The sequence below is a fragment of the Bradyrhizobium shewense genome, assembly GCF_900094605.1.
GTDB classification, from domain to species: domain Bacteria; phylum Pseudomonadota; class Alphaproteobacteria; order Rhizobiales; family Xanthobacteraceae; genus Bradyrhizobium; species Bradyrhizobium shewense.
Genome location: NZ_FMAI01000020.1, coordinates 52,371 through 77,137 on the forward strand (window position 1 = coordinate 52,371; position 24,767 = coordinate 77,137).

The 24,767-nt window shown below is 65.0% G+C and carries 26 protein-coding genes; 13 read left to right on the forward strand and 13 right to left on the reverse strand.

What is annotated here, in order from left to right:
- Positions 1 to 37: 37 nt before the first annotated feature.
- The 3 genes from GA0061098_RS30685 to GA0061098_RS30695 all read right to left on the reverse strand — a co-directional run bounded on the left by GA0061098_RS30685 (position 38) and on the right by GA0061098_RS30695 (position 1,991).
- The gene (locus tag GA0061098_RS30685) at positions 38 to 580 is read right to left on the reverse strand and encodes a GcrA family cell cycle regulator (RefSeq protein ID WP_165637703.1); all 543 of its coding nucleotides are present in this window, start codon (positions 578 to 580) and stop codon (positions 38 to 40) included.
- Between the two features lie 72 nt (positions 581 to 652).
- Complete coding sequence (locus tag GA0061098_RS30690; protein ID WP_007603456.1) at positions 653 to 850, reverse strand: hypothetical protein; 198 nt, start codon at positions 848 to 850, stop codon at positions 653 to 655.
- Positions 851 to 1,049: 199 nt separating this feature from the next.
- Positions 1,050 to 1,991, reverse strand: coding sequence for an acetamidase/formamidase family protein (locus GA0061098_RS30695; RefSeq protein WP_091965216.1), 942 nt, complete (start codon positions 1,989 to 1,991; stop codon positions 1,050 to 1,052).
- A gap of 185 nt (positions 1,992 to 2,176) precedes the next feature.
- On the opposite strand from GA0061098_RS30695, the gene GA0061098_RS30700 reads away from it, so the two are divergent.
- The 3 genes from GA0061098_RS30700 to GA0061098_RS30710 are packed head-to-tail and all read left to right on the forward strand — an operon-like array spanning position 2,177 to position 4,957.
- Positions 2,177 to 2,926, forward strand: coding sequence for a YdcF family protein (locus GA0061098_RS30700; protein WP_208610700.1), 750 nt, complete (start codon positions 2,177 to 2,179; stop codon positions 2,924 to 2,926).
- Positions 2,927 to 2,986: 60 nt separating this feature from the next.
- Positions 2,987 to 3,769: a DUF169 domain-containing protein gene (locus GA0061098_RS30705; protein WP_091965220.1), complete on the forward strand. Its 783-nt coding sequence runs from the start codon at positions 2,987 to 2,989 to the stop codon at positions 3,767 to 3,769.
- A gap of 9 nt (positions 3,770 to 3,778) precedes the next feature.
- Complete coding sequence (locus GA0061098_RS30710; protein WP_091965222.1) at positions 3,779 to 4,957, forward strand: saccharopine dehydrogenase family protein; 1,179 nt, start codon at positions 3,779 to 3,781, stop codon at positions 4,955 to 4,957.
- 113 nt (positions 4,958 to 5,070) lie between these two features.
- On the opposite strand, the gene GA0061098_RS30715 is transcribed toward GA0061098_RS30710, so the two are convergent.
- Positions 5,071 to 6,267 carry an FAD-dependent monooxygenase gene (locus GA0061098_RS30715; protein WP_091965224.1) on the reverse strand — a complete coding sequence of 399 codons (1,197 nt, stop codon included), beginning with the start codon at positions 6,265 to 6,267 and terminating at the stop codon, positions 5,071 to 5,073.
- A gap of 146 nt (positions 6,268 to 6,413) precedes the next feature.
- Here GA0061098_RS30715 and GA0061098_RS30720 point away from each other — a divergent pair, with 146 nt between their 5' ends.
- Positions 6,414 to 6,884 (forward strand): MarR family transcriptional regulator, encoded by a 471-nt coding sequence (locus GA0061098_RS30720; protein WP_165637712.1) that lies wholly within the window; start codon positions 6,414 to 6,416, stop codon positions 6,882 to 6,884.
- Here GA0061098_RS30720 and GA0061098_RS30725 read toward each other — a convergent pair.
- The 3 genes from GA0061098_RS30725 to GA0061098_RS30735 form a co-directional block, all read right to left on the reverse strand.
- Entirely contained in the window at positions 6,859 to 8,115 is a 1,257-nt protein-coding gene (locus GA0061098_RS30725) for an O-antigen ligase family protein (protein ID WP_165637704.1), read from the reverse strand. The genes GA0061098_RS30720 and GA0061098_RS30725 overlap by 26 nt on opposite strands.
- 160 nt (positions 8,116 to 8,275) lie before the next feature.
- The gene (locus GA0061098_RS30730) at positions 8,276 to 9,823 is read right to left on the reverse strand and encodes an undecaprenyl-phosphate glucose phosphotransferase (RefSeq protein WP_165637705.1); all 1,548 of its coding nucleotides are present in this window, start codon (positions 9,821 to 9,823) and stop codon (positions 8,276 to 8,278) included.
- Between the two features lie 120 nt (positions 9,824 to 9,943).
- Complete coding sequence (locus GA0061098_RS30735) at positions 9,944 to 11,077, reverse strand: glycosyltransferase family 4 protein (RefSeq protein WP_091965232.1); 1,134 nt, start codon at positions 11,075 to 11,077, stop codon at positions 9,944 to 9,946.
- Between the two features lie 205 nt (positions 11,078 to 11,282).
- Here GA0061098_RS30735 and GA0061098_RS30740 point away from each other — a divergent pair, with 205 nt between their 5' ends.
- Positions 11,283 to 13,583 (forward strand): GumC family protein, encoded by a 2,301-nt coding sequence (locus tag GA0061098_RS30740; protein WP_091965233.1) that lies wholly within the window; start codon positions 11,283 to 11,285, stop codon positions 13,581 to 13,583.
- Positions 13,584 to 13,749: 166 nt separating this feature from the next.
- On the opposite strand, the gene GA0061098_RS30745 is transcribed toward GA0061098_RS30740, so the two are convergent.
- Positions 13,750 to 14,931: a GNAT family N-acetyltransferase gene (locus tag GA0061098_RS30745; RefSeq protein WP_091965235.1), complete on the reverse strand. Its 1,182-nt coding sequence runs from the start codon at positions 14,929 to 14,931 to the stop codon at positions 13,750 to 13,752.
- Positions 14,932 to 15,060: 129 nt separating this feature from the next.
- Here GA0061098_RS30745 and GA0061098_RS30750 point away from each other — a divergent pair, with 129 nt between their 5' ends.
- Positions 15,061 to 16,104 carry a polysaccharide deacetylase family protein gene (locus GA0061098_RS30750; protein ID WP_091965237.1) on the forward strand — a complete coding sequence of 348 codons (1,044 nt, stop codon included), beginning with the start codon at positions 15,061 to 15,063 and terminating at the stop codon, positions 16,102 to 16,104.
- On the opposite strand, the gene GA0061098_RS30755 is transcribed toward GA0061098_RS30750, so the two are convergent.
- Positions 16,088 to 16,309, reverse strand: a complete 222-nt coding sequence (locus GA0061098_RS30755; RefSeq protein ID WP_091965239.1) for a DUF2842 domain-containing protein — start codon at positions 16,307 to 16,309, stop codon at positions 16,088 to 16,090. The genes GA0061098_RS30750 and GA0061098_RS30755 overlap by 17 nt on opposite strands.
- 98 nt (positions 16,310 to 16,407) lie before the next feature.
- On the opposite strand from GA0061098_RS30755, the gene GA0061098_RS30760 reads away from it, so the two are divergent.
- Positions 16,408 to 17,490, forward strand: coding sequence for a COX15/CtaA family protein (locus tag GA0061098_RS30760; protein WP_091965241.1), 1,083 nt, complete (start codon positions 16,408 to 16,410; stop codon positions 17,488 to 17,490).
- Here the strand turns inward: GA0061098_RS30760 and GA0061098_RS30765 are convergent, their stop codons facing one another.
- From GA0061098_RS30765 to GA0061098_RS30785, 4 genes are all read right to left on the reverse strand, one after another.
- Positions 17,491 to 17,835 (reverse strand): hypothetical protein, encoded by a 345-nt coding sequence (locus tag GA0061098_RS30765; protein WP_028141414.1) that lies wholly within the window; start codon positions 17,833 to 17,835, stop codon positions 17,491 to 17,493. It lies immediately after the preceding gene.
- A gap of 218 nt (positions 17,836 to 18,053) precedes the next feature.
- Entirely contained in the window at positions 18,054 to 19,334 is a 1,281-nt protein-coding gene (locus tag GA0061098_RS30775; RefSeq protein ID WP_091965245.1) for an O-acetylhomoserine aminocarboxypropyltransferase, read from the reverse strand.
- A gap of 149 nt (positions 19,335 to 19,483) precedes the next feature.
- A complete protein-coding gene (locus tag GA0061098_RS30780; protein ID WP_091965247.1) occupies positions 19,484 to 20,068 on the reverse strand; it encodes a CoA-binding protein in 585 nt (194 codons plus the stop codon).
- A gap of 103 nt (positions 20,069 to 20,171) precedes the next feature.
- Complete coding sequence (locus GA0061098_RS30785; RefSeq protein ID WP_091965249.1) at positions 20,172 to 20,996, reverse strand: enoyl-CoA hydratase; 825 nt, start codon at positions 20,994 to 20,996, stop codon at positions 20,172 to 20,174.
- A gap of 85 nt (positions 20,997 to 21,081) precedes the next feature.
- Between GA0061098_RS30785 and GA0061098_RS30790 the strand changes: the two genes are divergently transcribed.
- The 6 genes from GA0061098_RS30790 (at position 21,082) to GA0061098_RS30815 (ending at position 24,763) form a co-directional block, all read left to right on the forward strand.
- Positions 21,082 to 21,510: a PaaI family thioesterase gene (locus GA0061098_RS30790; RefSeq protein WP_091965251.1), complete on the forward strand. Its 429-nt coding sequence runs from the start codon at positions 21,082 to 21,084 to the stop codon at positions 21,508 to 21,510.
- Between the two features lie 158 nt (positions 21,511 to 21,668).
- Positions 21,669 to 22,133 (forward strand): 50S ribosomal protein L13, encoded by a 465-nt coding sequence (rplM, locus tag GA0061098_RS30795; RefSeq protein WP_091965253.1) that lies wholly within the window; start codon positions 21,669 to 21,671, stop codon positions 22,131 to 22,133.
- A 1-nt stretch (position 22,134) separates the two neighbouring features.
- Positions 22,135 to 22,614 (forward strand): 30S ribosomal protein S9, encoded by a 480-nt coding sequence (gene rpsI, locus GA0061098_RS30800; protein ID WP_008547917.1) that lies wholly within the window; start codon positions 22,135 to 22,137, stop codon positions 22,612 to 22,614.
- Positions 22,615 to 22,844: 230 nt separating this feature from the next.
- Positions 22,845 to 24,065, forward strand: coding sequence for a GGDEF domain-containing protein (locus GA0061098_RS30805; RefSeq protein ID WP_091965255.1), 1,221 nt, complete (start codon positions 22,845 to 22,847; stop codon positions 24,063 to 24,065).
- A gap of 59 nt (positions 24,066 to 24,124) precedes the next feature.
- Complete coding sequence (locus tag GA0061098_RS30810; protein ID WP_028141420.1) at positions 24,125 to 24,364, forward strand: hypothetical protein; 240 nt, start codon at positions 24,125 to 24,127, stop codon at positions 24,362 to 24,364.
- A gap of 102 nt (positions 24,365 to 24,466) precedes the next feature.
- Positions 24,467 to 24,763, forward strand: a complete 297-nt coding sequence (locus tag GA0061098_RS30815) for an antibiotic biosynthesis monooxygenase family protein (protein ID WP_035673823.1) — start codon at positions 24,467 to 24,469, stop codon at positions 24,761 to 24,763.
- The last annotated feature ends 4 nt before the right edge of the window (positions 24,764 to 24,767 follow it).

Genomic DNA, 24,767 nt, shown 5'->3' on the forward strand with positions numbered 1-24,767 from the left:
ATACCGGTTCGCGTCAAGAAAACGCGTCAAACAGATGCTAACCGCGCATCACGCGAGCGCGTGAGTTCGGCCGGTAGGCGAGGCGGCTGTGGCCGGCGCAATAGGGCTGAGCGTCGGGCGCGGCATTGCCGCAGAAGCAGAAATCCTCGGCGCCCGGCGTCGAGATCGGCCAACGGCAGCGGTTCTCGGCCAGCTCCATCAGCGAGCAGCGATTGGCGTCGTCGATCGGACCTGTGGCCACGGGTGCGTCGGTGTCGCCATAGATCGTGGCGAGCATCTCATATTGCAGCCGCGGCACGGCTCTCGGCGCCCGCGCCGGCCTGTCCTGAACCTTGCGCTCGTCGATGGTGCGGCCGCGCGTGAGATTGAGGCGGGACAGCTTGCCGATCACCGCGTTGCGGCTGACGCCGATGTCGGCGGCGATCTCGCGGCAGGAGAGGCCGGCCTCGAAATGCCGCTTCAGAAGTTCGATGCGCTCGTCGGTCCAGGTTTTTGAGGAATAAGTCGTCGCGGAATAAGTGCTTGAGGAAGACGTCGGTGCAGAACAGGTCGGTGAAGACGTTGGTGAGAGAACAGGCATGTGTCACGGTCCCAGGTTGCAGATGTGGCCATCCGCCTTCCGAGATCCGTCCGCCTCACGTTCGGCGCGCGCTCACGTTCTGCCGTTGTCGCGAATCGACAAAAGCCCGTCCTTGATGGCGAGACGGATGCCTTCCTCGATCAGGGTACGTGCGACGCCGGGAACGCTGGTGCCGTGGGTGCCCTGTCTCACCAGCTTCTCCAGGTAGGTGATGGTCGAGAGCGCCAAGGTTACGGGAATACGGTCAGTCTCGGCTTTTTCGGTGGCCATGGCCGAACGCTAGCCTCTTACTCGGGTACATAAAAGTAACGATTAAGACTCTATTTAGGTTCGGGGGTGGAAGTCAAATCCCGGCTCGGCCGGTGCATCAGCTCGTTGGAATCGCTGGAGAAGTTCGGCATGGCCGGGCGCGCCGCGCGAAACATCGGGCGGCGGCGTGGCGTCGACAGGTCGGGGAAGGGCGGCCGGCTCAGCCGTGCACGATCGCCTTTTCGATCATGCAATGGATGCCCTTGGCGCCGTTGACGGTCTGGGTCACCCTGAGATCGGCGGCCAGGCTGCACAGCGTGTAGGCATCCTCGCGCGACAGGTTTCGCCGCTCGCCGAGCAGCGCGATCATGTCCCGCAGCGCGCGCACGACGCACTGGTCGAGGTCGGGATCCATCGCCATGGTCATGTAGTGGGTCGCCGTCTCGGCGCGTGGATAGTCGAACTTCAGGTCCTTGCGCAGCGTCAGGCGGAAGCGGCCCTGCAGCGCCGTCTCGATCGCGGTGACGCAGACCTCGCCGTCGCCCTGCACGCCGTGGCCGTCGCCGCAGGAGAACATCGCGCCCGGCACGAACACCGGTAAATAGAGCGTCGCCCCGGCGCCGAGCTCCTTGTTGTCGAGATTGCCGCCCATCGCGCGCGGGATCAGCGAGGAGATACGGCCCCAGCCAGGGGGCGGCGACACGCCCATCACGCCGAAAAACGGCTTGAGCGGCAGGTCGAGGCCCCACGGCATGCGGCCGACCATCCGCGCCCGGTCGAGCGGGATGTTCAGGATGCGGGTCTCGTGGAAATCGTCGGGCAGGGTGCCGGACAGCGGCTTGATCATGTTCCAGCCCCAGTCCTGCCGGAGCTGGACGTCGAGGATCTCGACGGCGAGCACGTCGCCGGGCTCGGCGCCTTCGACCGCGATCGGGCCGGTGAGGATGTGGCCGGGCAGCATGCGCTCGTTGTTGGCGTGAACCTCGAACATCTCGGGGGGAATGTGAAACTTGTCGCGGTCGGGCAGCATGTCGGGGCCGCCGCTGATGGTGTCGACCGTCACCTCGTCGCCGCTTTTGATCGTCAGCACGGGCTTGAGCGCGGCTTCGAAGAAGCCCCAATGGCAGGTTTTGGAGCTGGAATGCAGGTGGTGATGGGTCATTTGCCGCGTCCGGTCGCTTTCATCAGGCCGGGCTTGACCCGGCGATCGATCCTCTTTCAAGAAGATTTCTGAAGATCGCCGGGCAGGTCAAGCCCCGCGCGGACCGGCCAGTTCATTCCAGCGAGGCTCCCCTGTTTTTCGTCCTTTCCAAGACGCTTGGCACCGCGCTGCTGCCGATCAACTTCATGGTCGAGCTCGGAATCCTGTCGCTGGTGCTGATGGCGACGCGCTTTGCCGCGTTCGGCCGCAAGCTTTCGGTGACCACGCTGGTGCTGCTGGCGCTGGCGGCGTTCTCGCCGCTCGGCAATCTCCTGATCTATCCGCTGGAGTCGCGGTTTCCGGCGTGGGACCCCGCACGCGGCGCGCCCGACGGCATCATCGTGCTCGGCGGCTCGGTCGACACCGATCTGTCGGCGGCGCATCGCACGCCCGTGGTCGCGCACGCAGCCGATCGTCTGTTTGCGCCGGCCGAGCTCGCGCGCCGCTATCCGAATGCGCGCATCATCTTTACCGGGGGGACCGCGAACCTGGTCGCGACCGACGCCAGGGAGGCCGACTATTCCGCGCCGATCCTGGAAAATCTCGGCATACCGAAGCAGCGCCTGATCCTCGAGCGCAATTCCCGCAACACCTGGGAGAATGCGATCTTCACGAATGAGCTGGTAACGCCGAAGCCGGGCGAGCGCTGGCTTCTGGTGACATCGGCCTTCCACATGCCGCGCTCGATGGGGATCTTCCGCAAGGCCGGATTTGACGTCGAGGCCTATCCCGTGGACTGGCGGATGGGCGGGCGTGAGGATCTTTTCTCCTTCACCAATATGGGCGCGGACGGGCTGGGCCGAACCGAAGTTGCAGTGCGCGAGTGGATCGGCCTTTTGGCCTACCGTCTGATGGGCCGGACCGGCGAGTTGCTTCCGGGACCGGGCAAGGACTAGAACGAGAGCTGCAAAATAAGAACACAGCGCCGGCGCACGATCGCCGGGCCGGAGGAAGCCATGCAACAGCAGAGTGCAGACAGCATCGATCTTGGCGGCCTCGTCGCCGATCTCAACAGTCTGCTGCGGCTGAAGACGAATGTGATCGGCATGAAGCTGTTCGCGCAAGCGGCAGAGATGGAGGCGATCCCGAAAATCCGGCGGCCGAATGCGATCCACACCACCGACCAGATCGTCAGCATGGCTTCGCGTCTGGGCTGGACCGTCGGGATCACTGCCGACGACCTTGTCGGCGCGCAATGCCGCGCGGTGATCGGGCTCAGCCCCCAGGACGAGAAATGGCTCGCCGGCGAAAATTATGTCGGGGTCTGGCACGGCACCGCGGACGACGCGCGCAAGCGCCAGGAGGCGCTGGACGTGGTTCCGTTCGGACAATATCAGGCGCTCGCCGTCAGTCTGCTCGCCAGCGGCCGGCTCGATCCGCCCGACATCTGCCTGGTCTATGCGACGCCCGGGCAGATGATCATCCTGATCAACGGGCTGCAATATACCGGCTACAAGAAGTTCGAATGGGGCGTCGTCGGCGAGACGGCTTGCGCGGATTCCTGGGGGCGGGCGCTCAAGACCGGGGAGCCCAGCCTGTCCTTGCCATGCTATGCCGAACGGCGCTATGGCGGCGTGCCGGACGAGGAGATGCTGATGGCCTTGAAGCCGTCGCATCTCGCCAAGGCAATTGAAGGCATGAAGGCGCTGGCCAAGAACGGCCTGCGCTATCCGATCCCGCCCTATGGCATTCAAAGCGACGTCCGTGCCGGCATGGGCGTGAGTTACGCGAAGAAGTAAAGGCCAGTCATGAGCTCTGCGAAATTCGACATCGTCGTCTACGGCGCGACCGGTTTCACCGGCCAGCTCGTCGCCGAGTATCTGGCGGCGAATTACAAGGACGACAAGGCGCTGACATGGGCGATGGCAGGCCGTAGCCTCGACAAGCTCAAATCGGTGCGCGACGCCATCGGTGCGCCCGCGGATACGCCGCTGATCGTGGCGGATGCGTCGGACGCTGCCTCGCTGAAGGCGATGGTGGCGCAGACCAGATCGGTCATCACGACGGTCGGACCGTACCAATTCTACGGTGAAGAGCTGCTCGCTGCCTGCATCGCTGCGGGCACAGACTATTTCGATCTCTGCGGCGAGCCGGTCTGGATGCGCCAGATGATCGACAAGTACGATGCGGCGGCCAAGGCGAGCGGCGCGCGCATCGTGTTTTCCTGCGGCTATGATTCCGTGCCGTTCGAGCTTGGCACGTTCTTCGTGCAGGAAGAGGCCAGGCGCGTGTTCGGCGCGCCGGCCGCGCGCGTCAAGGGCCGCGTGCGCGACATGCGCGGCACGCTGTCCGGCGGTACCGCAGCGAGCGCGAAAGCGACCTTCGATGCCGTCGCCAAGGATCTCAGCCTGGTCGCCATCCTCAACGACCATTTTGCATTGACGCCCGGATTTACCGGTCCGAAGCAGCCGAAAGGCAACAGAGCGGCTTACGAGGAGGATCTGCAATCCTGGGCCGCGCCGTTCATGATGGCGCTGATCAACACGCGCAACGTCCATCGTTCCAACATGCTGATGGGCTTTCCCTACGGCCGCGAGTTCGTCTACGACGAGATGGTCCTGACCGGTCCCGGCGAGAAGGGCGAGGCCAACGCGAAGCGCGTGATGGCGGTCAATGCCGAGAAGACCGGCCCGAATGCGCCGAAGCCGGGCGAGGGGCCGTCGAAGGAAGAGCGCGAGAACGGTCTGTTCAATCTGCTGTATGTTGCGATCGCGCCGGACGGCCGCCAGGTCCGCGCCGGCGTCACCGGCGACCGCGATCCCGGCTACGGCTCGACCTCGAAGATGATTTCCGAATGCGCGATCTGCCTGCTCCGCGACGCCGCGGACGTTCCGGCCGGCTTCTGGACCCCGGGCGCAGCGATGCAGCACAAGCTGATCAAGCGGCTGCAGGATCATGCCGGGCTGACGTTCACAGTTGAGAGCTAGCTCGGTGCCGTAGGGTGGGCAAAGGCGCAACGCGCCGTGCCCACCATTGTCCCGATTGGAGAGAGATGGTGGGCACGCTGCGCTTTGCCCACCCTACGGCAGCGTTCGTGCCGCTACACCGCCCTCGCGTCATACGCGTACATGAACTCCATGCTTTTCGATCCCAGCGGCAGCAGCCATTTCAGCATCTGATTGCGAACCCATGCGCCGGTGGCGCTGAATTCGCGCTTGCTGTTGCCGTTGCGGCGCGCCATAGCGACGATCTTCTCGGTGCGCGGGCGGCGCTCCGCCTCGAATGCCCTAAAGGTGGCGCCGAGCTCCTGGCCCTCCTGCATCAGGCGCGCAAGCCGCATCGCGTCTTCGAGCGCCAGCGAGGCGCCCTGGCCGGCATGGGGGCTGGTCGCATGCGCGGCATCGCCGATCAGCAGCGAGCGCTTGCGCGACCAGGTCGGCAGGGTCGCGACGTCGAGCGTGTCGGTGACCACGATGTTCTCGGCGGCCTCGATGATATCAGGGATCGGATCGTGCCAGCCGCGGTGGAAGCCGCGCAAATGCTGCTTCAGCGTCGACGGGTCGAGCGCGCGAAACATCGCCGCGTCCATGCCGTGCGCGGGCTGCGTGCTCCACCACATCACGCCGTCCGTCGGATCGGGGCTGCAATAACCATAGCCGAAGAAGCCGCTCTGGCCGAAGGTGGTCTCGACGTGCCGGCCGATCGATCTGCCGTCGAGCACGGCGTGCGGCACGAAGCCGCCAAAGCCGATCAGTCCGGTGTTGAACGGCTGCGGTCCGTCCGGCACCACCTGCCGACGTGTGATCGAGTGCACGCCGTCGGCGCCGATCAGGAAGTCGCCCTCGGCCGTGGTGCCGTCGGCGAAATAGGCGATGATCGGCTGGTCGCCGCGGTCCTCGACCTTGATCAGGCGCTTCTCGAAATAGAGCGAAACGCAGGCGCACCAGGCCTTGTCGACCAGGATCTCGTTCAGCGTGGCGCGGCAGACGTTCACCGCAGGCTGGCCGAAGCGCCGTTCCATGTCGCGGTTGATCGAACCGAGCCTCGCGCCGCCTTGCGAATAGAAGTCGAAGGATTCTGCGACCGAGCCGCGGCTGATCAACTCATTCGCCAGCCCGATCTCGTCCATCACATGCATGCCGTTCGGCGCGATCTGCAGGCCGCCGCCGATGCCCTTGGAATAGGGCCAGGCCTCGTAGATCGCGGACTCGATGCCGGCGCGGCGCAGCAGGATCGCGGCCACGGGTCCGGCAATGCCGGCACCGATGATCAGGGCCTTGCGGGGTCGATAGGACATGCTTGCTCCCGACGTTTCCGTGGTGCTAGGAGGAATTACGGTCGCTAAATCTCTTAGTGACTAAGATATATATCGCCTAAGATATGAGGTCGGCCTTGTCAAGGAAGAAGGCGCGCGCTGCGCTGCTGCAGGAGCTCGAGGAGGCCATGCGCAGGTCGTCGGCGCAGGGCGTGCTTTACGGGCAAACTGTTGCCAACGTTGCCGGAATTGCCAATTCCGACCTCGAATGCATGGACATCCTGTATCTCGAGGGACGCGTCACCGCAGGGAGGCTCGCCGAGGTCACGGGCCTCACGACCGGCGCGATCACCGGCGTGGTTGACCGGCTCGAAAAGGCCGGGCTGGTGCGCCGTGAGCGGGATGAGAAAGACCGCCGCAAGGTCTTCATCGCGGTCGTGCCGGACGCAGCGATGAAGATCGGCCAGTTCTACGTGCCGATGCAGCAGGCGATGGAGAAGATCTGCAACGGCTATTCCGACGAGGAATTGCGGCTGCTGCTGCGTTTCGCCAATGAGGGCTACAAGGGTGTGCTCGCGGCGACGGAGGCCCTGAAGGGCCTGCTTGACACGCCGCCGGAGAAGCGGCCGGCCCTCAAGCTGAAGAAGCTTCGTCGCTAGTCCCAGTCTTGTAGATCTGCGCGGCCGCGATCATGCCCCACATCGCGCCCAGCATCATCCAGAAGTGCCGCCAGTGGTCGGTGTCGATCACGAAGCTTTCGCCGACGGTGCCGACGAAGGCGGAGAACACTGCGAGATAAGCACGCTGCCAGGGCACCGGGACGAAGATGTGCCGGAAGCCCATGATGACGGTGGTGAAGACCAGCGCGGGATAACACACGCCGGAGAGCCATCCGCCGGACATGAAGGCGTTGAGATAGGAGTTGTGGGTGTCCTCGGGGAAGAAGCGGTGGAATTGCAGAGGGCCGATGCCGAACGGCAGGTCGAGCGCCATTTCCGCACCGAGGATGTGGCGGCCGAACCGGCCGAAGCGGCCCTCGTCGTAGCTCTGGTCGAAGCTCGCGCGCTGCTTGAACATCTCGGCGGTGGAATCGAACGACAGCAGCACCGCGATCAGCGCGAGGCCCAGCACGGCAGCCACGATCGCCATGATGATGATGCGCGAGCGCTGCGCGTTGGTGCGGCTGGTCAGCACCATCAGCGCCAGCATGAAGGCCGAGGTCAGCACCAGGCCGCCCCAGGCGGCGCGTGAGAAGGCGAGCAGGATCGCGAGCGACATGATGCCGAAGGCGATGACGTTGCGGAAGGCCTTCCCCAGTCTGTCCGAAACCACGCTCTGCAGCGCAAACAGCGCGGGCAGGATCAGGAAGGCGCCGAGCACGTTCGGATCCTTGAACGTGCCGCGCGCGCGGCCGTAGAGCGTGAGAAGGTCGTTGCCGCCGGGCACCAAGTGGAAATAGCCGGCGACCGCCAGCAGCGAGGCGATCATTCCGCCGACCACGAGGCCGCGGCGGAGCATGTCGAGCCGGGCCGCGGTATCCTCGGACGTGACCATCGCGAAGAACACCACGGTCACCGCCATGTACCAGGAGGTCGCGATCCAGCTCACCACCTCGGACTGCTCGAACAGCGGGATCGCGCTGATCGTGTAGCCGACATTGAGCAGGACCAGCATCAGCACCAGCGGCATCAGCGCGAGCCGCAGCCGCAGGCCGGTGGCGAAGAACGTGACGGCTGCGAGCAGCGTCATGATCTCGTAGGGGCTCGGCTCGATGAAGACGATCGCGCCGGAGGCGCCGACCAGCCACACCAGCGCGCGCTGCAGCGCCAGCACGCCGGGCGCAGCCGGTACGGCTACGTTCACTCCACCGGCTGTTGCCGCATACGCCATCACATGCTCATACGCTTACGCTACTCACACGCCACAAACACCGCTGTCATCGCCCGGCTTGACCGGGCGATCCAGTACTCCGTGGCGGCCATTGGAGAAGACGGTCGGCGCCGCGGCGTACTGGATCCCGCTTTCGCGGGGCATGTCGGAGAAACTCAGCTCAATACGCGTTCTCGTTCTTGGTCAGCAGCGAGATCGGCGTCTTCAGGAGAATGTAGAGGTCGAACAGCACCGACCAGTTCTCGATGTAATAAAGGTCGAACTCGACGCGCTTCTGGATCTTCTCTTCGTTGTCGATCTCGCCGCGCCAGCCGTTGATCTGGGCCCAGCCCGTGATGCCCGGCTTGACGCGATGGCGGGCGAAATAGCCGTCGACGGCCTCGTCGAACAGGCGGCTCTGCAGCTTGCCCTGCACCGCATGCGGGCGCGGGCCGACCAGGGAAAGATTGCCGGAGAACACCACGTTGAAGAGCTGTGGCAGCTCGTCGAGGCTGGTCTTGCGGATGAAGCGGCCGACGCGGGTGACGCGCGGATCGTTCTTGGTCACGACCTTGGAGGCGGTCGGATCGGCCTGATGGTGGTACATCGAGCGGAATTTGTAGACGTCGATGCGCTCGTTGTTGAAGCCGAAGCGCTTCTGGCGGAATAGCGCCGGGCCGGGGCTGTCGAGCTTCACCGCCAGCGCCACCAGTCCCATCACCGGCAGCGCCACGAGCAGCGCGAGGCTGCCGACGACGCGGTCGAACAGCCATTTCATCACCAGATCCCAGTCGGTGATCGGCGCCTCGAACACGTCGAGCGTCGGCACCTCGCCGAGATAGGAATAGGAGCGGGGCCGGAAGCGCAGCTTGTTGGTGTGGGCGGAGAGGCGGATGTCGACCGGCAGCACCCAGAGCTTCTTCAGCATTTCCAGGATGCGCGTTTCCGCCGAGATCGGCAGCGCGAACAGCACGAGATCGACGCGGGTGCGGCGGGCGAATTCGACGATGTCGTCGACCTTGCCGAGCTTGCGCGCGCCGGCGCAGGTGTCGAGCGCGCGGCTGTCGTTGCGGTCGTCGAACACGCCGAGCACGTGGATGTCGGAATCCTCCTGCGCCTTCAGCGCTTCGACCAGCTGCTCGCCATTGCTGTCGGAGCCGACGATGATGGTGCGGCGGTCGAGCCGGCCCTGGCGCGCCCAGCCGCGCACCAGCGAGCGCAGCACCAGACGCTCGGCGAGCAGCGCGGCGAGCCCGAGGAAGTAGAAGGCGGCAAGCCACAGCCGCGAGATTTCGCTGCCGTATTTGGCGAAGAAGGAGATGCCGATGAACAGCAGGAAGACGAACGACCAGGACGAGATCATCCGTGTCATCTGCCGGAGCTGCCCGCGGAACAGCTGCACCTGATAGATGTCGGCGGCCTGGAAGCAGACCACGGCCGCGATCGATACGGCGATGACCTCGGCGGGATAGACCCAGCTGAAGCCGGAGAGCGGCATGACATAACCGACATAGAGCGCGATACCGACGAGGCTCAGCAGCGCGAAGTCGGCGACGCGCACGAAGCCGGCGATCACGATCGGCGAATAGGCGCGGGCGACCTTCTGGTTGACGACGTCGAGGGCTGCGGGCGAGAGCCGGCGGCGACGCTCCACGAAGGGTTGGTCAGCGGGTTTCGCCGCGGCGCTGGTCGCGGCATCGAGCATCGAGCGTGCGTTGAGCGGTTCCACGGGCGTCCACGTCCATTTCAAGCACCCGCGGGCCAATAGCGTTGGCGCCCCGGGCGGCATCCCCTGGTCCTTCGATTATCGAACAAATCGGAAGATTTTCTAAAGCGGGCTTAAGGATGGTTAATGATTGGCAAATGCGTCGCGATAGCCGGCGATCACGCCGTCGACCATGGCGGCTTGCGAGAAATGCGCCGAGATGCGTTCGCGCAAGGACACGGCGCGCTGCGCCGTTGCTGTGGGATCGTCGAGTGCGGCCGCGATCGCCTCGGCCATGGCCTCGGAATCGCTTGGCGCGAACAGGGCCGGACTCTCGGAGCCGAAGATCTCGGGAATGCCGCCGATGCGGGACGCGATCATGGGAATGCCGGCCGCGCCGGCCTCGATCACGACATAGGGCATGGAATCGCCGCGCGAGGGGACGACCAGCAGCCGCCCCTTGGAGAAGCCGTAGCGCGCCTTGACGTGGCCGATGAAACGGATCGCATGGGTGAGGCCGAGCCTCTCGACCTGCGCCTTCAGCGCCGCCGTTTCCTCGCCGTCGCCGCCGAGCGTCAGGGAGACCTTCTTGCCGCCCTCGTGCAGGCGCGCCACGGCATCGACCAGGAGATCGGCGCCCTTGATGTGCCTGAACTCGCCGACATAGGCGAGGTCGGTCGCATCGTCGGCGGTCACGACCGGCTCGAACTCCTCGGGCGTGACGCCATTGAAGACGCAATGCACCACGCCCTTGGGCGTGCCGACGATGCGTTGATAGGTGTCGCGGGCGAATGCGCTCTCGAACAGGAACAGGTCGGTCGCGTCCATCAGCGTCCGCTCCAGCCGCGCGTAAAACTCACCCTTGAAGGTGTTGAGGGGATAATGCAGCGAGCCGCCATGCGGCGTGTAGATGCGGATGGTGTCGTCGGAGCGTCGTCGCATGCGGATGAAGGCGCCGGCCTTGGCGCCGTGGCCGTGCATGACGTCGGGCTTGAGCGTGGCGATCAGGCGCCGCATGCGAAGCCAGACCAGGACATCGTCTGGCGACGGCTCGCGGCGGATCGCGAGCCGGTGCACGCCGAGCTTCAGCCGCGGCGCGAGTTCTGCCAGGGCCTTGTCGGCGCGCTCGCCGCCGGTGAGGCTGTCGGCGAGAATGCCGACATGGTGGCCGCGATCGACCTGGCCGTTGGCGACGTCGAGGATGTGGCGGAAGATGCCGCCGACCGGAGCACGCACGGCGTGCAGGATACGAAGCGGCCGGTCAGGAGAGGGGGGCATGAATCAAAACCAGCGCTCGACGGCGAATGCCGAACAATTCCTAGGAAAATATCGAGACGGATTAAGGGCCCTCGTGGTTAACAAACGGTGACGAGTGCGCCTGCGCAAGTCGCCGCATGCCGCGATTAACCCAGCGGCAACCTTAATGGAGTGTAATCGCCCCGGTTGAGGTAGCTTAGTGGCGTTGCCCCTGCGGGAGTGTTCGATGCGTTTAGCGTTCTGGCGTGCCGGCAAGGACAAGGCCGTGGTCGCGCGGGCCGTCTCGAAGGCCAAACCCGAGGTCGCGCCCAAGCTCGAGACCAAGGTCGAGACCAAGGCTGAAGTCAGGCTTGAAGCAAAGCCTGCGCCCGTCGTCACCAAGCAGGCCCAAATCGAATCCGGCGATATCGACCTGCACGCGCTCGGCGCGGCCTTGGCGCGCAAGCGCGGCTGGATCATCGTGCCAACGGTGCTCGCGCTCGTCGCATCCGTCGCCGTCGTCAACCTCGTCACGCCGCGCTACAAGTCCGAATCGCGCATCCTCATCGACGGCCGCGAGAACGTGTTCCTGCGTCCGAGCAGCGACCGCACCGAGGAGCGGCAGGCGCTCGACGCCGAGGCCGTCACCAGCCAGGTGCAGCTGGTGCTGTCGCGCGATCTGGCGCGGGAGATCATCAAGAAGAACAAGCTCGCCGAACGCCCCGAATTCGATCCCGTGCTGCAAGGCATCTCGCCGCTGAAGTCGCTGGCCGCAATGATCGGTATCGGTCGCGATCCGTTTTCGATGACGCCGGAAGAGCGCGTGCTCGATGCCTATTATGATCGTCTCCAGGCCTACGCCGTCGACAAGTCGCGCGTGATCGTGGTTGAATTCCAGTCCGCCGATCCGGACCTTGCCGCGCGCGTCGCCAATTCGATCGCCGACGGCTATCTCGTGCTCCAGCAGGGCGCGCGCCAGGAGCAGGCCAAGAACGCCAGCCAGTGGCTCGCCGGCGAGATCGAGAGCCTGCGCAAGAAGGTCTCCGACGCCGAGGCCAGGGTCGAGGACTTCCGCTCCAAGTCGAGCCTGTTCGTCGGCACCAACAACACCACGCTGTCGAACCAGCAAATGGGCGAGGTCAACACCCAGCTCAACAATGCGCGCGCGCTGAAGGCAGATGCGGAATCCAAGGCGCGCCTGATCCGCGAGATGCTCCAGAGCGGCAAGCCGATCGAGGCCTCCGAGGTCGTGAACTCCGAATTGATGCGGCGGTTGTCCGAGCAGCGGGTCACGCTGCGTGCGCAGCTTGCCGAGCAGTCATCGACACTGCTTGGCAATCACCCGCGGATCAAGGAGCTGAAGGCGCAGCTTGGCGATCTCGACAATCAAATCCGCGACGAAGCGGCCAAGATTTCCCGCTCGCTGGAAAGCGACGCGCGGATCGCCGGCGGCCGGGTCGATGGCCTGACCGTGAGCCTCGAGCAGCTCAAGAAGCAGGCGACCTCGACCAACGGCCAGGACGTCCAGCTCCGTGCGCTGGAACGCGAGGCCAAGGCGCAGCGCGATCTGCTCGAGACCTATCTCGCCAAGTACCGTGAGGCCAACACCCGCGAGACCATCGACACGGCGCCGACCGACGGCCGCGTCATCTCGCGCGCCATCGTCTCGAACACGCCGGCCTACCCGAAGAAGCTGCCGATCGTGCTGATCGCGACGATCGCGACGCTGTTGCTCTCGTCCGGCGTCGTCGTCACCGGCGAGCTGTTGCGCCAGACCGCACCGCGCACGGTGGCCGCGTTCAGCCCGGTGCAAGCGCAGGCACCGGTGCGCCAGGAACCGGTTGTCCAGCCGGTTGTCCGGCCCGAGGTCGAGCCGATCGCCGATCCGGTCATGGCGGAGCCCGCGCCGCTTCAGCCGGAGATGACTGATGATGCCGACGTCACCGAATTCACCGAGATCGAAAATCTGGCCGGCAGCCTGCGCGCCGCGGGCGCTGCGGCGAAGAAGGTCACGGTGCTCGGCACCGCCTCCGGCGAAGCCATTACGCTGTCGACGCTGACGCTTGCCCGGCATCTGGCGCGCGAGGCGCGCGTCGTCGTGGTCGATCTCGCCGCGTCCTCGCCGACGATTGCCGCGGTCTCCGTCGACGCTTCGGCGCCCGGCCTTGCCGAGCTGATGCAGGGCGAGGCGTCGTTCGCGCAAATCATCACCCGGGACAAGCTGTCGCGGCTGCATCTCGTCATGGCCGGCCGTCCCGGCTTCGACCGCAGCGTGCTGCAATCGCCGCGGGTGACGCTCGCCATCGACGCGCTGCTGCGCGCCTATGATCACGTGCTGATCGACGCCGGCAGCGCCTCCGACCTTCCGGCCGAACTGCTGACGGCGCATGCCCGCGCCGTCGTGGTGCCCGATGCCTCGATGGCGAGCGATGCGCGCACGCTGATGTGCGAGCAGCTGAAGGCGGTCGGATTCAGCGAGGTGACCATGCTGAGCAAGCCGGTGCAGGCTTCGGATGCGGTGGATGCGCCGCGCGTGGTGGCGGCGTAGGCTCTTCTTTCTCCGCGCACCAGGAATCGTAGGGTGGGCAAAGGCGCGTATGCGCCGTGCCCACCACCTATCCAATGCAATAACATAAGACGTGGGCACGCTTCGCTTTGCCCACCCTACAGGTTTGCTCGCAAGTGGATGGAGGGCGCTAAAGCGCTTGTGACGTTTACCCGAACGCCTGCCGCAGCCGCCTGGCCAGATCAAACAGCATCTGGTTCTGCTTCACCAGCCGCTTGCCGTGGCTCAGCGAGGACATTGCCATCGCCGCGAGCTTGCCGCGCGAGGTCAACGGGACAAAACTGTCGAAGATGTCTTCATCGTCCTTGCAGAACATCCGCTTGTAGTCGTCCGAACCGATGCCGAGGTCGAGTGAGCGGTAGCCGCGCTCGCCGTAGCGATCGATGATGTAGCGCATCAGGATCAGGCCGGGGCTGTAGCGGGCGTGCTCGGACATCGTGTAGGTGTTGAACATCATCGAGAAGCGCTCGCCGTCGGCGACGCCAGCGAAGATCGCGATCACCTCGTCGTCGCATTCGAGCGCGTGGATGTCGATGACGCGGCCTTCACCGCGCGGCGCAAGGCAGGCGCTGCGGACGAACTGCTCGACACCCGGTTCGGCGAAGACGTTCGGGAGCTTCTGTTCTGCCATCCGCACCGGCTTGACGCGGAAGAACCAGTCGAGCAGGCGGGTGATGTCGGCGTCTGACGTGGCAAGGTGATAGCGATAGCCAGCCAGCGCCTGGAGCTTCTTTTCCTTGCTCTTGAGGCGGCGGCGGAAGGAATTGCTGATCCGCGATGCCGGCGGCCCGCCCGGCTCCAGCACCAGTTGCGGGCAGCCGTTGATCGGGCTCTGCCGCGGCAGTAGAGCAAACGGGTTCTGCTGGCCGTGCCAGCGCTGCGGCTGCTGCGTCAGCGCGAGCACGTCGATGTGCTCGCGCAGCGGCGCAAGCAGCGTATCGAGATCGACGGCGACGGTCTGCGCGGCACACGCGGCGTTCCACAGGCCCATGTTGAAGGTGGTATGCTTGCCGCCCATGAAGCAGGCGGTGCGCACGCCGTGGCTTTGGCGCAGCGAGAGCGGCAGCAGCATCAATGGCGTGTGATCGGCGTCACGGGCGATCACGACGAAGGGGCGCGCACCCTCGCGCTCGCCGACCAGTCGCTGCCAGGGGCTCAGCAGATCAAACCGCTGATAGGGCGTGAAGAGATGGCCGGGCTCCTCAAAGGCGCGCCAGACCGCCTCGGCAGCGCCAAGATCGGTGAGGATATCGACATGCGCGATACGGCTCGCTTTCGACCGCGCTGGCGCTTCTGCCGTCCGGCTTTGCATCGCCGCAGCCATCGTCATTCGCGAAACCTGTCGAGAAATCAAAATAGACGTAATTCGGCCTGTGGCCGACCTTTGCAAAGAAATGTCAACAAAGGGTAAGGACAATGGAGAGGGAACGGCGCCTTGGGGGCGCGAAGGTATGGGATATTGGCATCCGACGACAGATGGCTGGAACGGCTGCGCCTCGAGCTGGCCTGGTTCACCGGCCAGGCTGCGCTGCGCAGCCGCGGTGCCGGCGCCATCCTGCGCTTTGCGCGGGTGCGGCCACGGCGGCGTGGCGGGTTTCAGCCGCTGCGCGCGCACGAGATCACGCCGCAATTTCTCGACCGCGCCATTCGCGCGTTGAAGCGCTGGAACTACGATTTTCTCGGCATGGACGAGGTCTGCCGGCGCGCGGTGACACTGCCGGAGAAACGGCGTTTCGTGGCGCTATCCTTCGATGGTGCGTCCAAGGATCTCATCGACTTTGCCTATCCGATGCTGGCGCATCACGCCGTGCCCTTCACGGTCTACGTGCCCACCGCATTTCCCGATGGCGTCGGGCAGGCCTGGTGGCTTGGGCTCGAACAGGTGATCGCGCGCGAGAGCCGCATCAACCTGATGATGGGCGAGAGAGAGCAGCGCTTCACCGTCACCGACAATGCCGAGAAGCAGGCGCTGTTCTCGCATCTCGAGAGCTGGCTGCGCTCGCTGTCACCGGCGGATCTATCGGCCGCGATCGCCGATCTCTGCACGCGCTACCGCATTGATCTTGCCGCGCTCTCGCGCGCGGCGTCGATGGATTGGGAGGATCTGGCGAAGCTCGCCGCCGATCCGCTCGTGACGATCGGCAGCGCGACCGTGAACTATCCCGTTCTCGCCAGCATGAAGGATACGGCAGCCTCGCGCGAGATGGCGATGGGCAAGGCCGTTGCCGAAGCCGCTTTCGGCCGCGATGTCAGGCATTTCGCCTTTCCGTTCGGCGACCGCACCTCGTTCCGGCGCAGCCACGTCATGATGGCGGAGGAGGCCGGCTTTGCCAGCGCGGTGTCGACGATCCCGGGCATCGTGGACGCGGAGGGGCGGACCAATCTGCGCGCGCTGCCGCGGATTTCCTGGGACGGCCGCGTGCGCTCGCTGCGCATGTTGCGGGTGCTGGTGTCGGGTGTTGCGTTTGCGCCGGTGAGGCCGACCGCTACGAGCCAGACTTGACGCGGTCGGGCCGCTGCATCCAGCTCACGATCGGCATCGCCGGCAGCACCCAACCCATGCCGACCACGACGTAATAGATCGCCTGCCGCCAGCCGGACTCGGCAATCCACGGAATCTGCGCTGCCGCCATGCCGAGCAGGGCCCAGACCGTGGCCAGCACCAGGAGCAGGATGGCGCCGAGGAACTTGCGGGTGCGGATCGTCATGACGGACTAATAGCGGCCTTTCGCGTAACTTGCGCTGCGGGAGCGGGGGACTATAAGGGGCACGCAGTCCGGTTCAAGCCCTGGTTTTAACCTCTGAAATGACGACGAATTCTGTCCCAACCAACCCGCGTCGCGCCGTGCGCTGGTGGCTGATCTCGGTCGCCGCACTGATCGCGCTGATGGTACTGGTCGGCGGCGCGACGCGGCTGACGGAATCCGGCCTTTCGATCGTCGAATGGAAGCCGGTCACGGGCAGCGTGCCGCCACTGTCGGAGGCACAGTGGACCGAGGCGTTCGAGGCCTACAAGAGGATCCCGCAATATCGCGAGCTCAACGCGGGCATGAGCCTGTCCGAGTTCAAGCAGATTTTCTGGTGGGAATGGAGCCACCGGCTGCTCGGCCGTTTCATCGGCGTCGCCTATCTGCTGCCGTTCCTGTTCTTCCTGTGGCGCGGTGGCCTGTCCGGTGAATTGAAGCGCAGGCTGTGGTTGCTGTTCGCGCTTGGCGGTCTCCAGGGCGCGGTCGGCTGGTGGATGGTGGCCTCGGGCCTGACGGGACGGGTCGAAGTGTCGCAATATCGGTTGGCGACGCATCTTGTGCTCGCGCTCCTGATCTTCGCTGGCATCGTCTGGACGGTGCGGCGGCTCAAGGAGCGGCCGCAGATCGCAGCACCGGCGCGGTTGCGCTTCACGAGTGCGCTGCTGCTCGTCGTGACGTTCGTGCAGATCTATTTCGGTGCACTGGTTGCGGGCCTGCGCGCCGGGCGCGCCTACAACACCTGGCCGCAGATCGACGGCGCGTTCATTCCCTCGGCCGAGCGGCTGTGGTTCGAGACGCCGTGGTGGCGCAACATGTTCGACAATGTGCTGACGGTGCAGTTCGAGCACCGCATGACCGCCTATGCGCTGTTCGCGCTGGCGCTGCTGCACGCAATCGACGCGGTGCGCTCGCGCGCGGGTGCTGCGGCAAGCGGCGCGCTCTGGCTGTTCGTGGCGGTGAGCCTGCAGGCGGTGCTCGGCGTTCTCACGCTGCTCAACCAGGTGCCGATCGAACTCGCGCTGTCGCACCAGGCCGTCGCAATCGTCGTGCTGATGCTCGCGGTGATGCAGGTGGAACGGCTCGCTTCGCGGCGATCTGCGGAGGCGCAGCCGCGTGCGGTTCCGATTAGCCAGCCCGGCTGATCAGCAATAGCCGTAGATGCCGCACGCGTAGGGCAGGCGCCAGAAATAATCGACCTGCTTCCCGCCGTAATACGCGCCCTGATAGTCGTAGCTCCAGGGGCGGCCGTAGTAGCCCGGCAGGGTGTGCGAGCCCGGTAGCAGCGGTGTGCCCGGCAGGTTGCGGATGTAGCTGCCGATGCCATAGGCCGGCGAGATCAGCGCATCCGGATCGGTATCGACATAGACCTGCGGCGGCTCCTGTGGCGGAGCGGCGGCACGCCGCTTCGGCGTGGCCGGCAAGTCAGCGGCAACGGCGGCTGAAACCGTCAGCATCGCCGCAAGGGCAGGCACCATCCAGCGCAGCATCGTCGGCTCCGAATCAAAAGGGCGATCCAAAGGCCATCTATGCGGCAGATATGGTTAATGACTGTTAACTGACGGCGGCCAAAGCGACCGTCATTCCGGGGCGCGCGCGAGCGCGAACTCAGGTGCGCGATTGCGCACCCGAGAATCTCGAGATTCCCCGGCGCGCAATTGCGCACCTGAGGTCTGGTCCTCGGATCATCCCGGAATGACAGCGATGACTACGCCCCCAGCGCCTGCTCCAAATCGGCGATCAGGTCTTCCTTGTCCTCGATGCCGATCGAGAGCCGCACCACGTCGGGGCCGGCGCCGGACTTCACCTTGGCGGCGTCGTCGAGCTGGCTGTGCGTGGTGGAGGCCGGATGGATCACCAGCGAGCGGGTGTCGCCGACATTGGCGAGATGCGAGAACAGCTGCAGCTTCGACACCAGGTTGACGCCGGCGTCATAGCCGCCCTTCAGGCTGAAGGTGAACACGGCGCCCGCGCCCTTCGGCGCGTATTTGCGCGCGAGCTGGTTGTACTTGTCGCTCGCAAGGCCCGCATAGCTGACCGAAGCCACCGCCGGATGGCCGGCGAGGAATTCGGCGATCGCTTTCGCATTGTCGCATTGCTTCTGCATGCGCAGCGGCAAGGTCTCGATGCCGGTCAGGATCATGAAGGCGTTGAACGGCGACAGCGCGGGGCCAAGGTCGCGCAAGCCCAGCACGCGGCAGGCGATCGCGAAGGCGAAATTGCCAAAGGTCTCCTGCAGGCGGATGCCGTGATATTCCGGCCGCGGCTCCGACAGCATCGGATATTTGCCGCCGGTCGACCAGTCGAAGGTGCCGGCATCGACGATGATGCCGCCGAGCGAATTGCCGTGACCGCCCAGAAACTTCGTCAGCGAGTGCACGACGATGTCGGCGCCGTGGTCGATCGGGCGGATCAGGTAGGGCGAGGCCAGCGTGTTGTCGACGATCAGCGGCACGCCGGCCTTCCGCGCCACCGTCGAGATTGCCTCGATGTCGGTGATGCTGCCGGCCGGATTGGCGATGGACTCGATGAAGATCGCCTTGGTGCGCGGCGTCACCGCGCGCTCGAAGCTCGCGACGTCGTCGGGATCGGCCCACACTACGTTCCAGCCAAAGCTCTTGAAGGCGTGCGTGAACTGGTTGATCGAGCCGCCATAGAGTTTTCGCGCGGCGATGAACTCGTCGCCGGGCTGCATCAATTGCTGCAACACCACAACCTGCGCGGCATGGCCCGAGGCCACCGCCAGCGCGGCCGTGCCGCCTTCAAGCGCGGCGACGCGCTCTTCCAGCACCGCGTTGGTGGGATTGCCGATGCGGGTATAGATGTTGCCGAACGCCTGCAGGCCGAACAGCGAGGCGGCGTGGTCGGCATCGTTGAACACGAACGAGGTCGTTTGATAAATCGGAGTCGCGCGCGCACCGGTGGTGGGGTCGGGCTGTGCACCGGCATGCACGGCGAGGGTTGAAAATCCCGGAAGGCGATCGCTCATTGAGGGCGTCCTGTTCTCTTGGTCTGAAATCGCGCGGCATGCTGATGGGCGCCGCGCTCGCCGTCAAGGCGCCGCGTCACATCAAGACCATTTGGGAATGATCTTGCTACGCATTGTCGCGTTGGCAAAATGAATCCCTCGCAATTGCGTCAGCTTTGCTCGGTCTTGTTTTTGGCGGCGCGATCGGAGGCCGCGGTGTCGCCGCCGCCGACGCTCATCCGATTGAGGGATAGACGCATGCCTTGCGTCGGTGCCGGCGCGCGCTTCGAGCTCAGCGTGCGTGAATTCACGCCCATCCAGGAGATCTCGGACGACAGGCGGCCATATTCGATCTTGGGGCAGCGGTTCATCACCACCTTGATACCGACCGACTCGGCTTTCGCTGCCGCCAAATCGTCACGTGCGCCAAGTTGCATCCAGATCACCTTCGGCAGCGGGTCGAGCGTGAGCGCTTCCTCGACGACAGGCATGATGTGGCTGGAATTGCGAAAAATGTCGATCATGTCGATGGGACGGCCGATGTCGGACAGCGAGGCAATGAAGGGCTTTCCGAGCAGCTCCTTGCCGACATGGCCGGGATTGACCGGGATCATGTCATAGCCGCGCTGCGCCAGATATTTGAATGCGAAATAGCTCGGCCGCACATTGACCGGCGAGGCGCCGACCATCGCGATCGACTTCACGCTGTTGAGGATGCCGCGGATGTAATTGTCGGGATAGGCGTCGTGGTTCATCTTTTTCTTTCCGTCATTCCGGGGCGCGCGAGAGCGCGAACCCGGAATCTCGAGATTCCGGGTTCGGCTCTGCGAGCCGCCCCGGAATGACGATGCTAGTGTTTCACTCATCCCGCCATGTCGGCGTGCGCTTCTCGATGAAGGCGCCGATGCCTTCCTCGGCGTCGCGCGCCATCATGTTCTCGGTCATCACCTCTGCGGCATAGCGATAGGCATCCGCAAGGCTCATCTCGGCCTGGCGATAGAACGCCTCCTTGCCGAGCTTGACGGTGTAGGCCGATTTCAGCGCGACCTGCTCCGCCAGCGCGATCGCGGCGTCGCGTTCGGTGCCGGCGGGCACCACGCGGTTGATGAGGCCGATCTCGCGGGCGCGCGCGGCCGTGACAGGCTCGCCTGTCAGCAGCATCTCCATCGCCTGCTTGCGCGGCACGTTGCGCGACAGCGCCACCATCGGCGTCGAGCAGAACAAGCCGATGTCGACGCCAGGCGTAGCAAATTTCGCGTCCTCCGAGGCGATGGCGAGATCGCAGCTGGCCACGAGCTGGCAGCCGGCCGCGGTCGCGATACCCTGGACGGATGCGACCACAGGCTTTGGCAGATGCACGATCGCCTGCATCATCGCGCTGCAGGCGGTCATCATCTCGGCAAAGAAGGCGCGGCCACGATCGGCGTCAGTGCGGCGCGCGGTCAGCTCCTTCATGTCGTGGCCGGCGGAGAAGGCGGGACCGTTGGCGGCGATCACGACGCCGCGGACGGCCTTGTCATCGCGGATCTCGTTGAGCTCCGCATGCAGGCTGGCGATCATCGCCGCCGACAGGCTGTTGCGCGCGGCGGGGCGGTTCAGCGTCAGCACGGCGATCGGGCCTACGGTCTCGCGCAGCAGGATCGGCGGTTGCGGGGAGGGGGCGCGGGCGGCCTGGGCGGACATCGAAGCGTTTCCGTTGGATTATTGCATTTGAATGACGCAGATAACTTAATGTAACAGGGCAAGTGAAGCGAGGGTGGGGAACAGCATGGCGTTAGCGAAAATGAGCGTGGCAGAGGTCGAGCAGTTCCTCCGTCACGAGTTTCCCCAGGCCTTCAGCGGCGACGACATCACGATTGAAAGCGCGGACGGCCAGACCTGCCTTTTGCGCCAGCGCTACAGTGAAAGGATGCTGCGACCGGGCGGAACCGTGTCCGGCCCGACGCTGATGGCGCTCGCCGATTTCGCGATGTACGTGGTGCTTCTGTCCGCGATCGGGCCGGTCGGGCTCGCCGTCACCACCAATCTCAACATCAACTTCCTGCGCAAGGGCCAGCCGGGGCAGGACGTGCTGGCGGAGGCGCGGCTGCTCAAGCTCGGCAAGCGGCTTGCGGTCGGGGAGGTGAAACTGCTGTCCGGCAGCTCGCCCGATCCGATCGCCCATGTCACCTCGACCTATTCCATTCCAAATGTTTGAGCTTTTCGCAGGTAATATAGCACCATATTTTTAAGCCATTGATATTACGGTGCTAATTTCAATTGCTGGGCATTGACCGGTGCGCGTCTCTTCTCTAGAAAACCGCGCAGTCCGGTGCGGTGTTCGCGCCGATGCTCCCCGTCCACGGAAACTCTGACATGAAAACCTTTTCGGCAAAGCCGGCTGAGGTGACGAAGAAGTGGGTGCTGATCGACGCCAAGGGTCTGGTCGTCGGCCGCCTCGCCACCATCGTCGCCATGCGCCTGCGCGGCAAGCACCTCCCGACCTACACCCCGCACGTTGATTGCGGCGACAACGTCATCATCATCAATGCGCAGCATGCGGTCCTCACGGGGCGCAAGCGCGAGCAGAAGACCTACTACAAGCACACCGGCTATGTCGGCCACATCAAGGAGCGCACCGCGCGCCAGATCCTCGAGGGCAAGCATCCCGAGCGCGTGCTCGAGAAGGCCGTCGAGCGCATGATCCCGCGTGGTCCGCTCGGTCGTGTCCAGATGGGCAATCTCCGCGTCTATGGCGGCGCCGATCATCCGCACGAGGCCCAGACGCCCGAGAAGATCGATATCGCCAAGTTGAACCGCAAGAACACGAGGGCCGCATAACATGGCCGAATCCATCCAGTCGCTCGACCAGCTCTCGCAGCTCAAGACGGCGGCGGCGCCCGATGCGCCCAAGCACGAGAAGAAGGTCGACAAGTTCAACCGCGCCTATGCCACCGGCAAGCGCAAGGACGCGGTCGCCCGCGTCTGGATCAAGCCGGGTGCCGGCAAGGTCACGGTCAACTCGCGCGAGGTCGAGGTCTATTTCGCCCGTCCCGTGCTGCGCATGATGATCGAGCAGCCGTTCTCGGTGGCCGCGCGTTCCGGCCAGTACGACGTGATCTGCACGGTTGCCGGCGGCGGCCTGTCCGGCCAGGCCGGCGCGGTCCGTCACGGCATCTCCAAGGCGCTGACCTATTTCGAGCCGGAGCTGCGCTCCGTGCTCAAGAAGGGCGGCTTCCTGACCCGCGACTCCCGCGTGGTCGAGCGCAAGAAGTACGGCAAGGCCAAGGCCCGCCGGTCCTTCCAGTTCTCGAAGCGTTAATCGCTTCGGTCACATTCGCCGCGAAAGCGGCTTCAATGAGATGCAAAAGGGCGCTGATTTCAGCGCCCTTTTTGTTGTTCGTTTGTATGCAAATTGATGGCGTGTTTCCCGAAAACTTGGCCTCCCGCGAAAACCTGAATGGAACTCGCGCGACCTAGCGTCGCATTCGGAAGGGCGCGCAAATCGGCTGGGGCCGGTCGCGTAACTGCTATGTCTTAAAGGGGGCCGACATGATGTCGCTCGATAGCATCACGCTCTATTTGGTCGCCACGATGGTTGCCGCATTGCTCGGCGCCATGATGGTGTTTTTCGGCAGGCAGGAGAACAGCCCTGCACTGAAATGGTGGGGCACCGCCTATCTGCTCGGTGCCGCCTCCGTCGCGCTGTGGACCGCGGCCGGCGACAGGCTGGGCCCGCATCTTTACCTTGCGCTGAACGCGGTCGGCTTCGTCGCCTGCGGCATGGTGTGGAATGCGGCGCGCGTCTTCCACGGCCGCAAGCCGAACTGGCCGGGTCTCCTCGTCGGCGCGCTGGCCTGGGTCGCCGCCGTCACGCTGCTCGCCCCCGAGGCATCCATGTTGCGGATGATCATCGGCGCCGGCATCGTCTCGGTTTATGCGGCATTGACCGCGAGCGAGCTCTGGACCGAACGGCGCAAGAGCCTGCAGCGGCGCTGGCCGGCCTTCGTGATGCCGGTGATGCATGGCTGCGTGTTGATGCTGCCGGTCCTGATCGGCAGCTTCCTGCGTCCGCACGACGCCGGCTTCTCCCAGAGCATCTGGGTCAAGGTCTTCGCGGTCGAACTGATCCTCTATGCCGTCGGCACCGTGTTCGTGATCTTCATGCTGGTGTCCGAGCGCACCGTGACCGCGCACCGCACCGCCGCGTCGACCGACCCCTTGACCGGCATGCTCAACCGGCGCGGCTTCTCGGAAGCCTGCGGCCGCGTGATCGAGCGCGAGGCCAAGGCCGGACGTCCCGTGACCGTGATGATCTTCGACATCGACCACTTCAAGTCGATCAACGACCGCTTCGGCCACCCCGCCGGCGACGAGATGCTGAAACTGTTCTCGACCGTCGTCGTCAGCAATTTGCGCATCACCGACATGTCGGGCCGCATCGGCGGCGAGGAATTCGCAGCACTGCTGCCGTGTTCGCTGGAGGAGGGCGTGCTGGTCGCCGAGCGCGTGCGCGAGGCGTTCGAGACCTCCGGCGTCGTGGTCGACGAAGGCCCGGTCGACACCACCGTCAGCATCGGCGTCGCCGGCGGACCCGCCGGCACCGAGCTCGAGGTGCTGCTGGCATCCGCCGACACTGCGCTCTACCAAGCCAAGCGCGGCGGCCGTAACCGCGTCGAGGCGGCGGAGGAGCTGCCGCTGTCGCTGGAGAACTGGCGCCGCCAGAGCGCCGCGCGGATCAGTGCGCCGCAGCCGCGGCCGGCCACCGCCTGAGACGCAGGGCAGTATCGCGGTAATCCTCTGTTTACCATTCGATCCCTACCATCGCGGTCATGGAATCGATCCGTCGACAGAACCCGCAAGCTGCCCTGATGTCGCTCGAAGCCGCTGCGGCCTCGGCACGCAGCGGTTTCGCCTGTCTGTTCTCGACCGCGGACGAATACGAGAGCGCGCTGATCACCGAGCGCCGCGCGCAGGGGCGTTACACGCAAGGCCGCCGCAGCTACTGGCCGCTCGCTTTGTTCATCGGCTGCGCCCTGATCGTGGCGGGCACCGTTCTGCTGCTGCTCTGACAGACCTGCATTTTAGGACCGACCAGGGCGCCGTTTCGGCGCCTTTTTCTTTTTCGCCGGCTGCGCTAGACACGCCCATCGAACAAAAACGGGTGGAAACCGATGATCACCGAGATCGCGCAAATCGACGTCAAGCCGGGCAGCGAAAAGGACTTTGAGGCCGCCGTCGCCAAGGCCAAGGCCGCCTTCGGCCGCTCCAAAGGCTTTCACGGCTTCGAGCTGCACAAATCGATCGAGAAGCCGCAGCGCTACCGGCTGATGGTGAAATGGGCGACGCTGGAAAACCACACCGTCGATTTCCGCGGCTCGGAAAACTTCACCGAATGGCGCGGCCTTGTCGGCCAGTATTTTGCCTCGCCGCCCGAGGTGGAGCACACCGAGACCGTGCTGACGACCTGAGGGC

Coding starts and splice junctions, on each gene's coding strand:
- GA0061098_RS30685 (WP_165637703.1), bottom strand. CDS start 580: ATGCCTGTTCTCTCACCAACGTCTTCACCGACCTGTTCTGCACCGACG.
- GA0061098_RS30690 (WP_007603456.1), bottom strand. CDS start 850: ATGGCCACCGAAAAAGCCGAGACTGACCGTATTCCCGTAACCTTGGCG.
- GA0061098_RS30695 (WP_091965216.1), bottom strand. CDS start 1,991: ATGACCCATCACCACCTGCATTCCAGCTCCAAAACCTGCCATTGGGGC.
- GA0061098_RS30700 (WP_208610700.1), top strand. CDS start 2,177: ATGGTCGAGCTCGGAATCCTGTCGCTGGTGCTGATGGCGACGCGCTTT.
- GA0061098_RS30705 (WP_091965220.1), top strand. CDS start 2,987: ATGCAACAGCAGAGTGCAGACAGCATCGATCTTGGCGGCCTCGTCGCC.
- GA0061098_RS30710 (WP_091965222.1), top strand. CDS start 3,779: ATGAGCTCTGCGAAATTCGACATCGTCGTCTACGGCGCGACCGGTTTC.
- GA0061098_RS30715 (WP_091965224.1), bottom strand. CDS start 6,267: ATGTCCTATCGACCCCGCAAGGCCCTGATCATCGGTGCCGGCATTGCC.
- GA0061098_RS30720 (WP_165637712.1), top strand. CDS start 6,414: ATGCGCAGGTCGTCGGCGCAGGGCGTGCTTTACGGGCAAACTGTTGCC.
- GA0061098_RS30725 (WP_165637704.1), bottom strand. CDS start 8,115: ATGGCGTATGCGGCAACAGCCGGTGGAGTGAACGTAGCCGTACCGGCT.
- GA0061098_RS30735 (WP_091965232.1), bottom strand. CDS start 11,077: ATGCCCCCCTCTCCTGACCGGCCGCTTCGTATCCTGCACGCCGTGCGT.
- GA0061098_RS30740 (WP_091965233.1), top strand. CDS start 11,283: ATGCGTTTAGCGTTCTGGCGTGCCGGCAAGGACAAGGCCGTGGTCGCG.
- GA0061098_RS30745 (WP_091965235.1), bottom strand. CDS start 14,931: ATGACGATGGCTGCGGCGATGCAAAGCCGGACGGCAGAAGCGCCAGCG.
- GA0061098_RS30755 (WP_091965239.1), bottom strand. CDS start 16,309: ATGACGATCCGCACCCGCAAGTTCCTCGGCGCCATCCTGCTCCTGGTG.
- GA0061098_RS30760 (WP_091965241.1), top strand. CDS start 16,408: ATGACGACGAATTCTGTCCCAACCAACCCGCGTCGCGCCGTGCGCTGG.
- GA0061098_RS30765 (WP_028141414.1), bottom strand. CDS start 17,835: ATGCTGCGCTGGATGGTGCCTGCCCTTGCGGCGATGCTGACGGTTTCA.
- GA0061098_RS30775 (WP_091965245.1), bottom strand. CDS start 19,334: ATGAGCGATCGCCTTCCGGGATTTTCAACCCTCGCCGTGCATGCCGGT.
- GA0061098_RS30780 (WP_091965247.1), bottom strand. CDS start 20,068: ATGAACCACGACGCCTATCCCGACAATTACATCCGCGGCATCCTCAAC.
- GA0061098_RS30785 (WP_091965249.1), bottom strand. CDS start 20,996: ATGTCCGCCCAGGCCGCCCGCGCCCCCTCCCCGCAACCGCCGATCCTG.
- GA0061098_RS30790 (WP_091965251.1), top strand. CDS start 21,082: ATGGCGTTAGCGAAAATGAGCGTGGCAGAGGTCGAGCAGTTCCTCCGT.
- rplM (WP_091965253.1), top strand. CDS start 21,669: ATGAAAACCTTTTCGGCAAAGCCGGCTGAGGTGACGAAGAAGTGGGTG.
- rpsI (WP_008547917.1), top strand. CDS start 22,135: ATGGCCGAATCCATCCAGTCGCTCGACCAGCTCTCGCAGCTCAAGACG.
- GA0061098_RS30805 (WP_091965255.1), top strand. CDS start 22,845: ATGATGTCGCTCGATAGCATCACGCTCTATTTGGTCGCCACGATGGTT.
- GA0061098_RS30810 (WP_028141420.1), top strand. CDS start 24,125: ATGGAATCGATCCGTCGACAGAACCCGCAAGCTGCCCTGATGTCGCTC.
- GA0061098_RS30815 (WP_035673823.1), top strand. CDS start 24,467: ATGATCACCGAGATCGCGCAAATCGACGTCAAGCCGGGCAGCGAAAAG.